Origin of the sequence: Bacillus sp. RC242 (assembly GCF_044908245.1) — a bacterium.
GTDB classification, from domain to species: Bacteria; Bacillota; Bacilli; order Bacillales; family Bacillaceae_G; genus Bacillus_A; species Bacillus_A mycoides.
On record NZ_JBIYCZ010000002.1, the window covers coordinates 247,549 to 261,500 of the forward strand.

A 13,952-nucleotide genomic window follows, 5' to 3' on the forward strand; every position below is an offset into this window, starting at 1 on the left:
TCTACCTTTTTAATTAATATTTGACAATATACGCTCAGCGCCTAATTTTAAAATTTTAATAAAGATATAATTTACAATCGTAAACATTACAAATAAAACGATAAACATAATCCAAAGTCCTACTTGAAGGAAGAAGTATAATACACTTACACCCGCTACAATAACTAAAGCTATTAAAATATTAGCTAAAAAATTCCACAAAGTTGTATATCGACTTTTAAATAATTTCTGTTCTGTATCCCAATGAATATCTGCAGTTTGTGCATCCCAGCGTGTACCGATTAAATTAATTAACAATAAACCGTTCGCACTTAGTAAGAACCAAAGTATCATGAAGACTGGCGAAATACCTGCTACAACTGCCATTGTAATACCGAATACTCCTAAAATGACTACATTAATTAACCAGGCCGTTATCGCTTTCGCAAAAAAGATATCCGAAGCCTTTACTGGTAAGTAACGATTCACAAACCAAGAGCTTCCATCTCGTGAGAATGACGTTGTTGCAATAACGTTACTCCCCATTAAAAATAAGGATGCACAAAGGCCCACACCAATTGCGAAACCTGCTGATTCTGGATTATCAATATACCCTGTAATCCATTTTAAATTTCCATCTTGTACAAACAAAACAAAGAACAGCATAATTGGCATAACGAAAGTTTGCACAATACAATTTAAGAAAAATTGTGGCGTACGGAATAACGTTTTAAATTCTTTTTTCACATATGCTTTTAAATGAGAACTTTGTACTGTTGATTTCTGTAAACCTTCTGCTGAAATTACCTCTTTCTTTGCTGTACTCGTTGAAAGTCCAATAACCCCTTTTAAATATGTACGCTCTGCAATGTAATAAAACAAACCGAAAAATGCGATAGAAATAAGAATGTATATTAGTACGTATAATATTCCCTTCCACGATGCATTTTCTACTAATCCCATTGCACCAAAATATGTAGTTGGAAAATAATTTGTCATTTGTATGAAAAGGGAGGATTGATTATTTGTAAGATAATTCGCAACTGAATCTCCAGCTCCAGATACTGCACTTTTATTTCTCCATTGCATAAATACATTGATTCCGACGATAAATAGTATACTTACGATTCCAATAAATATACTTCCTCGATCTTTATTTTTCGCTATATTCGTATACCTCATAATAATTGTCATAATTAACGAAGCTAAAACTAGCGGAATGATCGGGAAGAATAAGTAAATGACAATCATATAAATGTAATATGTAATGAAAGCACCACTCTTTAAACCGTAAGTAATAAAGATAGGCAATAAAATAAACGAGCTCATTACGTATTGTGTAATTAACACTGTAAAGAACTTTGCCGAAATAATTTGCGCTGGTTTTAACGGTAACGGTAGCAACATTTCAACATCATTACTATAGTAAAACACTGTTAAAATGTTCATAATACTCATCAAAAATACCCATATACTAGCAACTGCTAATCCCATCGCAATAACAATTCCTGGATCCTGTCCGAGGTGTATCATTCCTGCATATATTCCATGGGTCATCGAACCGAATATTAAAAAACCTACAAATAAAATGGCTGCAAATGAAAATAAATACGCCCATCTTTTCTTTTTATCTGTTATGAAATCTGCATAATTTAATTTCAATAATACTTTCGTTAACGTCCAAATTTTACTCATTGCCCGTCATCTCCAAGAACATTTTTTCAAGTGATTCATTGGATTCAAAATGATCTCTCATTTCATTTAAATTCCCTTTAAACTGAAGATTTCCCTTATTAATAATCGCGACGCGGTCACATATTTTTTCAGCTACTTCTAATACGTGTGTCGAGAAAAATACAATCTTCCCTTTATCAGCATGTTCTCTCATCATTTCTTTTAAAATATATGCAGATTTCGGATCAAGACCTGTTAACGGTTCATCTAAAATCCACACATCTGGTTCATGTACAAGCACACCGATAATAACAATCTTTTGTCTCATACCGTGTGAATAACTTTGAATTTGATCAGATAAAGCATTGTACAGATCAAACTTCTTCGCTAATGACTCTATTCGTTCTTGTCTTACTTCCTTCGGTACTTCATACATATCAGCCATAAAGTTTAAATATTCAATCCCTTTTAATCGTAAAAACATATCCGGGCTATCTGGAACATAGCCAAATGTTTTCTTCGCTTCCATCGGATTTTTCATAATATCTTTACCGTTGATTGTAATGGTTCCTTTGTCCACCCCATGAATACCAGTAATCATCTTAATTGTCGTTGATTTACCCGCACCATTCGGTCCTAAAAACCCAAAGATTTCTCCGCTCGGTACAGATAAACTTAAATCTTTTACTGCATAGTTAGATCCATTATAACTTTTTGACACATTCAAAATTTCGATCATTACATCCAATCCTTTCCTTAATTACCAATTAACTATATTAACATTATAGCATACTTATATTTTTAGATTTTTATATTTTTCAGTTTTTTCAACCTTTAAAATAAATATAAATTCCTAATCCAACGATTAAAACAACGGCTAGTATTATATAAATCATCGTAAGTCGTTTAATATTTCCTGTTGTCGCTTTACTATAATTCGCATCACCATTTCGCCCAATTAACACCGTTCCAATTACAGTAATAACTACAAGTAATATAACAATCATTATCCCAGTTAACATTTCTTCCTCCCCCTCCTTACATCCATTTTACGATATTTCCCTTTTTATTTTACAGAATATTTAACCTTTTTTACTATTATTATGAAATAAATCGTAAAACTATTATTACTATGAATTTCCATATGTGATATATTTATAACATATAGTGATTTATCCCGCATTAACTGACAGTAAGACTCCCACCTCAAAATTCGGCTGGAGCAAAGAAGTTAGGTGGGAGCCCTGCTGCCCGTAAACGCCCGATTGGTGAAGGCTAATAATCAGTGGGGGATGAACACCCCCCACTGATTAAAGTTTCACTTTATTTCTAACATCGAAAGGAGAATCTATCATAAAAACGACTTGGATAAAATATTTAGGATTTCTCGGTTTCTTTGGGTTTCTCGGATTTTTTTATGAAAAAGGATTGTTTACTATGTTTTGTTTTTTCTCCTTTTTCACGACGTATAGAAAAGTTCATCACGATGAGCTTTTTGAACAAATTGTCAATAAATCTTGCCGCAACGCCTTTATCGTTACGTTATTAACTACCGCTATCATTATGTTTATTGAAATGTTATTTCCGAATCCTACACTACAAGAGATTGATATTGCTCTTATTTTCAGCACACTCATTCTTACATTCGGATTCTCTATCTTCTTTTACGATAAACCAGTTGATGAAATGGAAGATGCACCATGGCGTTCGTAACGAAGATAAAAGAATATCGTGCCAAAGTACATATGACGCAGGAAGATTTAGCGAAAAAGGTTGGTGTACGTCGTGAAACGATTAGCCATCTTGAAAAAGGAAAGTATAACCCTTCCTTACAGCTTGCTCACGATATAGCGAGGGCACTACATAGTACGATTGATGAGGTTTTTATTTTTGAAGATTAATAAAGAGCACCAAGTTTAATATATAAGACTGAATCTACAGTAATAAAAGGTATACTACACGATGACGCATGTTGTTTAACAATGTAGTTTTAAGGTGTATCAACACTTTGCTTGATACGCCTATTTTTATGGTTTTTATCACTACATTCATCAAAGTGACCAGTATGTTGCAACGAAAATACCGTACTTTTTCCAGAACCACATAAAAAATACCAGTATTCTTTCCATGAAGAATACCGGTACTTCTCATTTATCCCACTATTTACGGGCAATAAGACCCCCACTGATTAAAGTTTCACTTTATCACCCATACAAAACCGCATGAAATACGCCTAACAGTAAGTATTGATCCTCTATATAATCCTCATCATATACATTCATCTCGATGTAATACATATCTTCCTCAAGACGAATATTCCAATCTGCGATTACATAGCCCTTTCGTAATAGCTTTCCAATCCCAAGTGAATTTTTGTGAACAACATATTCTTCTGTCTTATATGTAAAAGTAAATAAGAAATTTGCATCCAATAACTTTCCGTCACATACAAGTATTTCATGCTCTGCATCATTATTATCGATGTACGTTACTAAAATCCTTCTTTGACGCTGCCTACTTACATCCTTTGCAATGACGCGAATATTGTTCTTACTATCCTTTATTTCATAAATGATATTACTACCGACTTTCGGAATGAAGTCTAGCACTTTCATCAACGTATTTTTATAATAGCCCCGTACTGCGCCTACTCCTTCGCTTCCATTGTAAACCTCTATCGAAGTCGTATCCGCTTTACTATCACACAGTCGTTTATAAGAAAGCTGCATCATTCGCTCTCCTCTTAAGTACTGATCAAATGTCACAGGATATTCTATCACACGCAGTTCCTTATTTAGTTCATACAAATAGCGTTGAACGCTCTCTACTAATGTTGTAGTTGATATACGCTCTTGAAGTTCAAATTGCTGCCAACTGGAAAAAACTCTCCACTGATCTTCCTCTTCATATACGAATCCGAGAATTACTTCCTCACGGTCACTCGTTTCATAATTCAATTGTTCTTTCTGCCCATGTTGAACTTGTTCCATCCACTGTCCTAAATAAATGCCAAGCTCTGCAACCTTCATGCATGACTTCTGAAAAAATACGCTGTCACCCACACAAATCGTTAAATCCCCTTCGATAAAGCCATTTGCATAAGCAACATACCGTGCCTCATCCTTCTTTGGAATAGCCTTGTCTAACTCAAATAAAAACGTTAACATCCTTCACTCACCTCTAGTTGTTACACAGCTCATACATGACATCGCATCACTCTGAGAAACTATGTATATATGAATATTTAATTATCGAATTATAACACGTGAAAGACCTTAGTATAGTAGCGCTATTTTTGCTTCGCGAACTCCCTCATAATAGAATAACTATCCTTTTATTATTTTTTTCTTGACTTAGAGTTCACTCTAATTATTATAATCAACTCATAGTTCATTCACAATAAAATCAATTGGATAAAATTCAGGAGGGATCGGAAAAGCTAAAATCAAAAGTGGCTGACATTAACGCAGACCTGAATGTTGTCATTCGAACCTTTGATTTATCTGTTAATACAATTGTACATTAAGGTACTAATCAAATAAAAACCTACGATTTCCTGTACGTTAAGAAGTCAGTGATTCTTGCCTTATTTTACTTTCTCTTAATAGTCGTAAAGCTTCTATAATTTATTTAGTACATATAAAAAAGACGGAATCATAAAATCAGCAAATTAGAAAATAAAACAGGATGGGAGTCAGTTATTATGGAGCAATCAAATAAAGCATTTAGCCAGGCATTAGTAAAATCTTTAAGAGGAGAACGAGGACATCTTCCCATCAAGAATGCTTTGTCGGATATAGACGTGGCGCTTGCGGGAAAACGCAGAGAGGAACTGCCTTATTCTATTTATCAATTAGTGAAACACATGACCTATTGGCAAGATTTTCTCTTATTATCCGCTCAGGGGAAGAAGCCTGCATTGCCTGCCCATGTAAAAGAGAGCTGGCCTGAAGAAGAATGCCCTGGCAGTGAGGAAGAGTGGCAACAGATTATTCAGTATTTTCTTCAAGGGATTGAACAGGCATGCACGATCGCCCAAACTGTTCAATTGGACAAAACATTGGAGGAATGGCCTGGTGAAACCCCTGGCGGTGTTCTACGGAATATTGCATCTCATAACTCCTACCATTTAGGAGAAATTGTGCTGATTCGCAGATTATTTAGTGCTTGGCCACCGCCAACAGGCGGATATCCGGTCTAAACAAGGAAAGGGTTCCACCCCATGCCCATTAACTTAAGATTTTGAATTACACCCAAAACGAAATTTTTACCACTTTACAGTTATTTATGAGAATTAAATTCATTTTTTTCATTACTGGGGAACAAACATTTTTTAAACTTGATGGAGATAGGGTATAAAAATACAAATTTCATCTCCGAAAAAAATAAAAAAACGATTGCTTGGATCCTAAGAGGCAATCGTTTCTTTTTAGCTGTTTGTAATGACCAATTACAAACAGCTAAATATATTATTTAGTGTTATTTTTGTTTTTTTTCAGTAAAATTTTTTTGACTTGATACCATCTTTTTTTGTTCCATATCATAGTATATGAACTTATATGAACGATTTTTCAAATATATCTACCGTAACTTAATATATATCAACTAATCGAAAAATCTTAACTCTATTAAAATGAAACTACCTTTTCTTCCGCCACTTCCGCAATTTCTAAAATTTGTAGCAGGTTCTCCACTTCATAGGTCGGCTTAACGCCTGCCGTATTTTCTTTCAGACTCGGATTATACCAACACGTATCAATACCGTAATCTTCTCCGCCTTTCATATCAGAAGTTAGCGAGTCTCCAACCATTAGTACACTTGATTTATCAGTAATCCCAAGCTTTTCAAACGCATAATCAAAAATCTCACGCACTGGTTTTTGATGGCCGACTTCTTCAGAAATAATAATATAATCAAAGAAGTTACATAAAGGCGAATTTCCAATTCTAGATTGTTGCACTTTTGTATATCCATTCGTAATGATACCTAACTTGCAGTCTTGAAGGTTCTCACATAATTGCACTGCACCATCTATAAGATGTACTTCTTTTCCTAAGTTTTCAAGGTATACGTCACTAAAATGCTGCGCGTCTACTTCTATATTATGAAGAGCAAATAATTGTCTAAATCGATCTACCGCTAATTCACTTAGCGTAATCATTTTATTCTCTAAATCTCTCCATAATCCATTACTAATCTCTTTATAACTTGCAAGATAATTATTATACCCTGTAGGCATGCCAAATTGTACAAACGCGTTATGTAATGCGTTTCTTTCTGTTTCAGGGAAATCTAATAATGTATCGTCTACGTCGAATAGTATTACTTTGTATTTCATGATGTTCGCCTCAATTCCTATATTCTCATAGCTTAATTATAGCAACAATAATAAAAGGAGCCTAATCCAATCAGCCTCCCTCCTCATTATTTATCCCGCATTAACGCCCGATTGGTGAAGGCTAATAATCAGTGGGGATGCCCCCCCACTGATTAAAGTTTCACTTTATCTTCTAGCAATAACACTTTCATTTCCTCTAACGATTCTTTCGTAAAGCCAAGAGCTTTTTCAGCGTATGCTTCCACTGATCCATATTGCTTTTTAACTTCATCAATCGCAGCTTGTAAATACTCAGCACGTGCTTCAAACATTGCACCTAATATTGCTCTACTTTCGTCGTTCTGTAATTTCGCACCTAAAAAGGCCATCATTTTTTCATTTAACTTTTCACGGAAACCGTTACTTAGTAAGTAGTCTTCCATTACTGTTTTTTCCGGTACACCTAGTAAAAGTAATAATAATGCTGAGCCAAATCCTGTACGGTCTTTTCCAGCTGTACAGTGGTTTACTAACGGTAAGTTTTCCGGGTTTTGCGCTAAGTTTAAGAAGCTCACGAATGCTTCATTACCACTTACGAAATCTTGATTCATTTTCACAAGATACTCGCCTGGTTTCCCTAACATAGAAAGGTCACCAACTTGGAAAAATTCATTTATATTCAAGTCTTTCGCCAAGTCTTGCATAACTGGTAAGCATACTTGGCGAGCGCCTGTAATATCTGGATTTGGCTTATGTTTCACTTCAAAATCTGTACGGTAATCACAAATTAACTTTAAGCCCGACTTCTGTAAATACTCGATATCCCATTCTGTTAATCCTGCTAATTCTTCAGAACGATACAATTTACCCCATTTTACTTTACGGCCTTCAGTCGTTTCATATCCTCCCATATCACGGAAGTTAAACGCACCTTGTAATGGCAATCTACGCTCAGCTACTGTCACTGCTTGTCCATTACTTCCTACTAGTCTAAAATATGGACGCTCATTTTCACTCGGGTTTTCAATTGTACATGCTGAATCCCCACTTACTGTTACAAGTAATTCTCCATTTTCTTCAATATGATTTGGTGAAGTACTCCAATAAATACGAACTTCTTCTATATTATTTTCCCACTTTATATGTAACGTATTATCTTCATTTCGTTCTACAGTTGCTTGTAGCCAATTTCTTTGTTGCTTCATACTTTCACCAACGCTTTCTTCGTATAGTCTAATCCTTCTCTATTGTATTATAGGAACGCTTACTTTGTCGTTTCGATTTTTCTTTTTATCTTACAAACATGCAAAAAGTTCTTTTACTTGTTCATAAGTTGTACACGGATTCCCGCTAAATGAGTTCGAGAGAGTAAGCCATCCATCCTTCTAAAACCTTCTCACATATCGCTCAGTAGAGCTCAGCTGCTGACATCCGTTCTTTTCAAAGACATCCTTCATCCACTCGTTTTGTACATTTGTCTCGCCAATATAATAAGATGCGCCTATTTCTTTTAAGACAAACATTGCCCCTGTAAAGAATGCTGCTTCATACCCTTTATTTCGCATATTTGGAGCGACTGCGAAATACATAAGTTTTCCTTCTTCTAACGTACCTCTTTCAATATGCGGGATTACAATTCCTATTGGCTCTTCATCGATACTTGCTGTTAAACAATGTTCTTTCCATTGCCCACCTATTTCTTGTAGCATCGTATTTACAAATTGATCATAATCGATTTGTTCTCCCGTCACTTCATTCCACAGTGAATAAAAAGCGTCTTCGCCCATCTCTTCAATAAGCTTAAAATCAATATCACTTTTTATATCTTCCACTTCATATATATCCTTAAATACAATCATGTTTTCAGTAATATATTCAAATGAATACGTTTCGAAACATTTCTTATACACATCATAATTTGGGCTTTTTGAAGAAATCTCAAATTGAAATTCTTCTATTCCATCTTTTTCAGCTTCAGCAACGCAATATTGCATTATCTCTTCTAATTGCTCTTCTGTAAAAACCTCTGCATCATTTTCTTTTATCATTATAGAAGAAGCATTTTTTCTTATTTTAAAATGTTTTTCTAACTGTTCTATAGTCATCATATACTTCCCTCATCTATGTCATACTCGAATTTCTACTTGTTCTCCTTGCATGAGCAGGATTGTCCTTGAATATATAGAATACTAGAAAACATCGCATCTTTAAAGTGCGGAGGAGGTTCTCCATTGGATATTACAGCGCTGCAACAACAGTTAGAGCTTATACAACAAAATGACTATACGCAACTGCAACATATAGATATTAATGAGTTAACGCTCAATATGCTTCAGTATATCGGAACAACTGATAGTTACGTTCGTTACCAACTTATATATAAATGTTTTGCACATTTCATTCATCATGAATTCCTTATGGATGATCAGTTGAAATTACTTCTACAAACTTGTTTAAGTGATGAGTATTTATATTGTGACATTCACTCCCCACTTACAGATGGGGTTTTCACTCGTTCTTATACTGTTTCGTTACTTGCATTAATACTCCAATTCGCTAACTCGCACTACTTTTTTACAGAGGAGGATATCGAAGAAATAAAAAACAAACTCATTACATACACAAACTTAGAAATGGATTTTCGAGGCTATATTGAAAATAAAGGATGGGCTCATTGTCTTGCCCACGTATCTGATGCCTTTTCTGAAATTGTTCACAATTCCTATACGACCTTTGAATGGTACGAGGAATTAATTCATTGTTTATTAAATAAAATTTTCATCCCATCGGATCTTTTTCATAATAATGAAGATGAACGAATTGTTACACCGTTACTATCTATGCTATATCATGACTTCCCACAAGATGAGTTAATTTCAATTATTTATAAAAAAATAAAAAGGCTTCCTCAAATTAGAAAACGCCTTTCCCTTAATGAGTATTGTATTTTATGCGCAAACATTAAAATCTTTTTACGCACATTATTTTTTAGAACAAAAGATGATCATAACTTAGCATTTACAGCACGTAAAACAGAAAAAATTTTAAAAGAACTGCCTAATTATTATTAAATATAAGGAGAAGAAATATGGGCTATATTGAAGACATGAGAAATCTAGTAGGAAATCATCCACTCATTTTAATCGGATCACACGCCATTATATTGAATGAGAAAAATGAAATATTATTGCAGCTCCGTACAGATTTTAATCGCTGGGGCATTATTGGTGGCGCCTTAGAATATAACGAAACGTTAGAAGACGCTTTACAACGAGAAGTATATGAAGAAACTGGACTTATCATTAAAAATCCAGAACTATTCCGTACATACTCAGGACCTGATTTCTTTCAAATCTATCCAAACGGCGATCAAGTACATGGTGTACTCGTTGTTTATATTTGCCGCGAATTCAATGGTGAACTTGTATGCGACCAAACGGAATCGAAAGAACTACGCTTCTTTCCGCTAGATGAGTTACCTAGTAATCTTCCTCCTGTTATTGAGAAGATTATTACTGACTTTCGGAAGTCGAATTGAACTATTAATATAGCCAAGATGGAATTCATCTTGACTATATTTTTATTTATTATCCTTATTTAACTCTTGTACAATATCCCTTTTTCCTATTTTATTAGCAAAAGGGATAAAAATAATAAGGACTATTCCGAACATCCCCGCTATTACCGTTACGATAAGTTTGAAATCAAAAAATAAAGGTGTACGATCTATTATACTTACCATATAGGTTAATAATATTCCTATAACAACCCCTAGTATGATTCCAATAAGTACATATAAATTAACTTGCGTCAAAATAATTTGTACAATACCCTTTTTATTAACTGTTATTGCTCGTAAAATAGCAAACTCTTTTCTTTTAGATTGAATATTATTTATAAGTGTATTACACACCCCTAATGTTACACTAAGCAAAATTACTACAATAACAACGATGAAGATGGACCACCTTTGCTGAAACATTAAATTAGATTGTTTTAACGATTGAGTATAACTATTTATTTTTAATTGTGGATATTGACCTTTCAATTTCTTTAATTGTTCCAACGTCTCTCTCTCATTATTTGAGCTAATAAATGCACGCTCAAAAACTGTATAATCTTGTTTATATGTTACATTACTCCAATCCATGAGTACCGAAGGAGAATTCGGTAGCTCGTTAACAATTAACCCAACTTCTACCTTACTAGTCGCTCTAACTTTTTGTTCCTGTTCTGAAAATAGACCTAATTGAACGATATCGCCTACATGAAGTTTATACCGTCCCGCTAACTCTTCTGTAACAATTATACTATTCTCCAAATTTGCAGGTACTTCTGGCAGTAATCCTTGCTTTTCCATTTCCTTTAAATCACCTAAATTATAGTCAAAAGTAATATAATTTTTACCTTGCTTTAATTCTGCCAGTGAATTCGTACTAATTGTACTAGCTCCTTTTATACTACTTATTTCTTTAAATATATTTTGTATATGAGGTGAGGTAATGGTTAAATCATTATTCAAACGATTTTCCACAACAATATGTGTTGGAAATTCTCGTTTTAAATATCTTTCATTATTTTTCTGCATTGTTTTAAAAATAGTGGAACCAAAGACAACTATCACCATCATCGTACTTATCATTAAGATAACAAATGTATTTTTCCTTACTTGCGGAATTACATTTTTAATAGCAACAAATGTGTTCCTTCCAAATATTTTTTTCATCATAGGTAGGCATAATTCTAATATCGAAGAAAGATAAATAGGAAATAAAACATACACTCCTAAAACAAGAAATATAGATCCTATTACTATCACTATCGCCTGCATATCTCCAGTATTTGCTACAAATCCACCTAAAACAGTTAAAAATATGCTACTAATTAAAAGGAATTTCCCCATAATACTGCGTGTTTTTTTATTAGAAAAGTCGGATTCTTCATTTTCACGCATAAGCTTTACTGGCAATATTGTCGAACTTCTGTATGACGGATATAACATAAACAGTTCGATGAAAAAGATACTACAAATCATTGTTACAATTGCTATTTTAAAGTCAAAACTCATCGAATTAATTTGAAAATCAAATAAATGCTCTAGCCAACTTTGTAAAAAACGGGTACTTATTACAGCTAGTAACAAACCAAATATTCCACCAAAGAAATTAATTACACTACATTGAATAAATATAACTTTAAACATTTGTTTCGTTGTTGCTCCCATTGATCGCATAATAGCAAATTGGCTTTTATATTTATATAAAAACACTTCAAAATTAGACATTAATAATAACGAAGTAATAATAAGTATTAATACAGATAAAACAACTATAAAAATATGTAATGACGCTAAGTTACTTTTTAAAAACTCGTCTTCCTCCGCAATATCGATTCTTAATTCTTTGTCTATTTTATGAATTTGACTAGACAATGCTAGCACATCTGCATTCGCTTTTGCTTTTATCAACACATAAGTAGCCTCATTGTATTTACCCGTTTTTTCATATACGTGCTGTTTCACTGCACCTTCCGATAAAACAAGTATATCTGGAGCTGAACCTCCAGCTTCTATATCAGGTAAAACTTCTTTTACTACATAAGATTTATTTTCTATTTCAATCTTTTCTCCAACTTTTACTTGTAAAGTTTCCGCTAATCCATGATTTAATGTTACTTCCTCATTCGATAGATTTTTAGAGAAGTGATATCGACTTTTAGATAACGAATCATTTTGAACACCTACTGTATAAATAGCTGTATTCAATTTATTCACTTGCAAATGATTTACTAATACTTTTGACATGTATTCAATATTTTCTTGTTCCTTAATATTTTGTAGTAAAGATTTATCCATCAATTTATTTTGATCAGGGTTATATCCAACAGATAAATCCATATCTCCATATAATTTTTTAACTTCATTTATAACAGACTGTTTCGCATGGCTCGAAAATACAATCATCGTAACAATTAGAGAAACAGTCAACATAACGCTAACTATAGAGGAGATAGCAGTAAATTTATTCGTCTTAAAAAAGCGTAAACCTAATCCTCGTACTGATTTTATCATTTTGATTTCTCCATTAATCTTTTAAATTTATCTAAAATGATATTTATATCATTTACTCCATGAGAACACGTATAATCATCAACAACTTCTCCATCATGAAAGAAAAGAACCCGATCTGCATACGTAGCAATGTGAGGATCATGAGTAACAAGAATCATACTTTGATTGAATCTTTGTTTCATATCGACCAGTACTCGTAAAATATCATTAGACGTATTGAAATCTAAATTTCCCGTAGGCTCATCTGCAAGAACAATTGGAGGAGATGTTATTAACGCCCTACCAATTGCAACACGTTGTTGTTGCCCCCCAGAAAGCTGAACTGGTCGATGATTTCTCCAATTTACTAAACCAAGAACATCTAATATTTTATTTGTTTTTTCTCGTATCTCCTCTTCTGAATCAGCTGATAATATGAGGGGTAACGCAATATTATCTTCTACAGATAAATCCTTTAATAAATGAAATGCCTGAAATATGAATCCTATGTTATCCCGCCTGTACTCCGTCGCATATGGTTCAACAAACATATTTTTAGGACCTTCACCATTTACATATACGACTCCCTCATCAGGCTTGTCTAAAGCACCAAGTATATTAAGTAATGTACTCTTCCCAGACCCACTCGTCCCCATTACGGCAAGAAGTTCTCCTTTATTTAACTCCAAAGATACATTTTGTAAGGCTCTAACATTTGTATCTACACTCTCATAAGTCTTACTTAAACCTTGAACTGCTAACACAATTTCACTCATCTTTATTCACCTCAACATTATTAAATGCTATTTCCTCCATTAGATTAACTTGAATTAAAATTTTTTCTTTTAGATTACTAGGTGGTATAATTTCTGTTCCTATTTGAAATAACAACATTTTTAATTCGAGAATTGCATCCATTTCTATCCCTCCCT

General features: G+C 33.6%; 15 protein-coding genes. 5 read left to right on the forward strand and 10 right to left on the reverse strand.

Translation table 11 applies throughout. The features are described from left to right. Positions 1–9: 9 nt before the first annotated feature. From ABH957_RS04995 to ABH957_RS05005, 3 genes are all read right to left on the reverse strand, one after another. Positions 10–1,674: a putative ABC transporter permease subunit gene (locus ABH957_RS04995; RefSeq protein ID WP_404456821.1), complete on the reverse strand. Its 1,665-nt coding sequence runs from the start codon at positions 1,672–1,674 to the stop codon at positions 10–12. Then, positions 1,667–2,392 (reverse strand): ABC transporter ATP-binding protein, encoded by a 726-nt coding sequence (locus tag ABH957_RS05000; RefSeq protein ID WP_002066081.1) that lies wholly within the window; start codon positions 2,390–2,392, stop codon positions 1,667–1,669. The genes ABH957_RS04995 and ABH957_RS05000 overlap by 8 nt, the downstream gene beginning before the upstream one ends. Positions 2,393–2,480: 88 nt before the next feature. Then, positions 2,481–2,675: a hypothetical protein gene (locus ABH957_RS05005; protein WP_002066080.1), complete on the reverse strand. Its 195-nt coding sequence runs from the start codon at positions 2,673–2,675 to the stop codon at positions 2,481–2,483. Positions 2,676–3,006: 331 nt separating this feature from the next. Here ABH957_RS05005 and ABH957_RS05010 point away from each other — a divergent pair, with 331 nt between their 5' ends. Together ABH957_RS05010 and ABH957_RS05015 are read left to right on the forward strand one after the other, a co-directional pair. Next, positions 3,007–3,366, forward strand: coding sequence for a DUF3796 domain-containing protein (locus ABH957_RS05010; RefSeq protein ID WP_404456841.1), 360 nt, complete (start codon positions 3,007–3,009; stop codon positions 3,364–3,366). Then, a complete protein-coding gene (locus tag ABH957_RS05015) occupies positions 3,354–3,554 on the forward strand; it encodes a helix-turn-helix transcriptional regulator (RefSeq protein ID WP_002084410.1) in 201 nt (66 codons plus the stop codon). The genes ABH957_RS05010 and ABH957_RS05015 overlap by 13 nt, the downstream gene beginning before the upstream one ends. A 303-nt stretch (positions 3,555–3,857) precedes the next feature. On the opposite strand, the gene ABH957_RS05020 is transcribed toward ABH957_RS05015, so the two are convergent. Further along, positions 3,858–4,820 (reverse strand): tubby C-terminal domain-like protein, encoded by a 963-nt coding sequence (locus ABH957_RS05020; protein ID WP_404456816.1) that lies wholly within the window; start codon positions 4,818–4,820, stop codon positions 3,858–3,860. A 536-nt stretch (positions 4,821–5,356) separates the two neighbouring features. Between ABH957_RS05020 and ABH957_RS05025 the strand changes: the two genes are divergently transcribed. Further along, the gene (locus tag ABH957_RS05025; protein ID WP_002013992.1) at positions 5,357–5,854 is read left to right on the forward strand and encodes a DinB family protein; all 498 of its coding nucleotides are present in this window, start codon (positions 5,357–5,359) and stop codon (positions 5,852–5,854) included. A gap of 427 nt (positions 5,855–6,281) precedes the next feature. Here ABH957_RS05025 and ABH957_RS05030 read toward each other — a convergent pair whose 3' ends face one another. From ABH957_RS05030 to ABH957_RS05040, 3 genes are all read right to left on the reverse strand, one after another. Continuing rightward, a complete protein-coding gene (locus ABH957_RS05030) occupies positions 6,282–6,992 on the reverse strand; it encodes a YjjG family noncanonical pyrimidine nucleotidase (RefSeq protein ID WP_404456812.1) in 711 nt (236 codons plus the stop codon). Between the two features lie 152 nt (positions 6,993–7,144). After that, a complete protein-coding gene (locus ABH957_RS05035; protein WP_404456810.1) occupies positions 7,145–8,176 on the reverse strand; it encodes a tyrosine-protein phosphatase in 1,032 nt (343 codons plus the stop codon). 180 nt (positions 8,177–8,356) lie between these two features. Beyond that, positions 8,357–9,079, reverse strand: a complete 723-nt coding sequence (locus ABH957_RS05040) for a GNAT family N-acetyltransferase (RefSeq protein WP_002128297.1) — start codon at positions 9,077–9,079, stop codon at positions 8,357–8,359. Positions 9,080–9,202: 123 nt separating this feature from the next. Here ABH957_RS05040 and ABH957_RS05045 point away from each other — a divergent pair, with 123 nt between their 5' ends. Together ABH957_RS05045 and ABH957_RS05050 are read left to right on the forward strand one after the other, a co-directional pair. Beyond that, on the forward strand, positions 9,203–10,042 hold the full coding sequence (locus tag ABH957_RS05045) for a DUF2785 domain-containing protein (protein ID WP_404456808.1): 840 nt from the start codon (positions 9,203–9,205) through the stop codon (positions 10,040–10,042). 17 nt (positions 10,043–10,059) lie between these two features. Next, entirely contained in the window at positions 10,060–10,509 is a 450-nt protein-coding gene (locus ABH957_RS05050) for an NUDIX hydrolase (protein ID WP_404456806.1), read from the forward strand. 42 nt (positions 10,510–10,551) lie between these two features. Here ABH957_RS05050 and ABH957_RS05055 read toward each other — a convergent pair whose 3' ends face one another. Genes ABH957_RS05055 through ABH957_RS05065 form a run of 3 tightly spaced genes read right to left on the reverse strand, consistent with a single transcriptional unit; the run spans position 10,552 to position 13,938 of the window. Beyond that, positions 10,552–13,041 (reverse strand): FtsX-like permease family protein, encoded by a 2,490-nt coding sequence (locus ABH957_RS05055; RefSeq protein ID WP_404510696.1) that lies wholly within the window; start codon positions 13,039–13,041, stop codon positions 10,552–10,554. Continuing rightward, positions 13,038–13,796, reverse strand: a complete 759-nt coding sequence (locus ABH957_RS05060) for an ABC transporter ATP-binding protein (RefSeq protein ID WP_404510698.1) — start codon at positions 13,794–13,796, stop codon at positions 13,038–13,040. The genes ABH957_RS05055 and ABH957_RS05060 overlap by 4 nt, the downstream gene beginning before the upstream one ends. Further along, on the reverse strand, positions 13,789–13,938 hold the full coding sequence (locus tag ABH957_RS05065; RefSeq protein WP_002014003.1) for a hypothetical protein: 150 nt from the start codon (positions 13,936–13,938) through the stop codon (positions 13,789–13,791). The genes ABH957_RS05060 and ABH957_RS05065 overlap by 8 nt, the downstream gene beginning before the upstream one ends. Between the last annotated feature and the right edge of the window lie 14 nt (positions 13,939–13,952).

Coding starts and splice junctions, on each gene's coding strand:
- ABH957_RS05025 (WP_002013992.1), top strand. CDS start 5,357: ATGGAGCAATCAAATAAAGCATTTAGCCAGGCATTAGTAAAATCTTTA.
- ABH957_RS05050 (WP_404456806.1), top strand. CDS start 10,060: ATGGGCTATATTGAAGACATGAGAAATCTAGTAGGAAATCATCCACTC.
- ABH957_RS05055 (WP_404510696.1), bottom strand. CDS start 13,041: ATGATAAAATCAGTACGAGGATTAGGTTTACGCTTTTTTAAGACGAAT.
- ABH957_RS05005 (WP_002066080.1), bottom strand. CDS start 2,675: ATGTTAACTGGGATAATGATTGTTATATTACTTGTAGTTATTACTGTA.
- ABH957_RS05000 (WP_002066081.1), bottom strand. CDS start 2,392: ATGATCGAAATTTTGAATGTGTCAAAAAGTTATAATGGATCTAACTAT.
- ABH957_RS05060 (WP_404510698.1), bottom strand. CDS start 13,796: ATGAGTGAAATTGTGTTAGCAGTTCAAGGTTTAAGTAAGACTTATGAG.
- ABH957_RS05040 (WP_002128297.1), bottom strand. CDS start 9,079: ATGATGACTATAGAACAGTTAGAAAAACATTTTAAAATAAGAAAAAAT.
- ABH957_RS05065 (WP_002014003.1), bottom strand. CDS start 13,938: ATGGATGCAATTCTCGAATTAAAAATGTTGTTATTTCAAATAGGAACA.
- ABH957_RS05030 (WP_404456812.1), bottom strand. CDS start 6,992: ATGAAATACAAAGTAATACTATTCGACGTAGACGATACATTATTAGAT.
- ABH957_RS05035 (WP_404456810.1), bottom strand. CDS start 8,176: ATGAAGCAACAAAGAAATTGGCTACAAGCAACTGTAGAACGAAATGAA.
- ABH957_RS05020 (WP_404456816.1), bottom strand. CDS start 4,820: ATGTTAACGTTTTTATTTGAGTTAGACAAGGCTATTCCAAAGAAGGAT.
- ABH957_RS05015 (WP_002084410.1), top strand. CDS start 3,354: ATGGCGTTCGTAACGAAGATAAAAGAATATCGTGCCAAAGTACATATG.
- ABH957_RS04995 (WP_404456821.1), bottom strand. CDS start 1,674: ATGAGTAAAATTTGGACGTTAACGAAAGTATTATTGAAATTAAATTAT.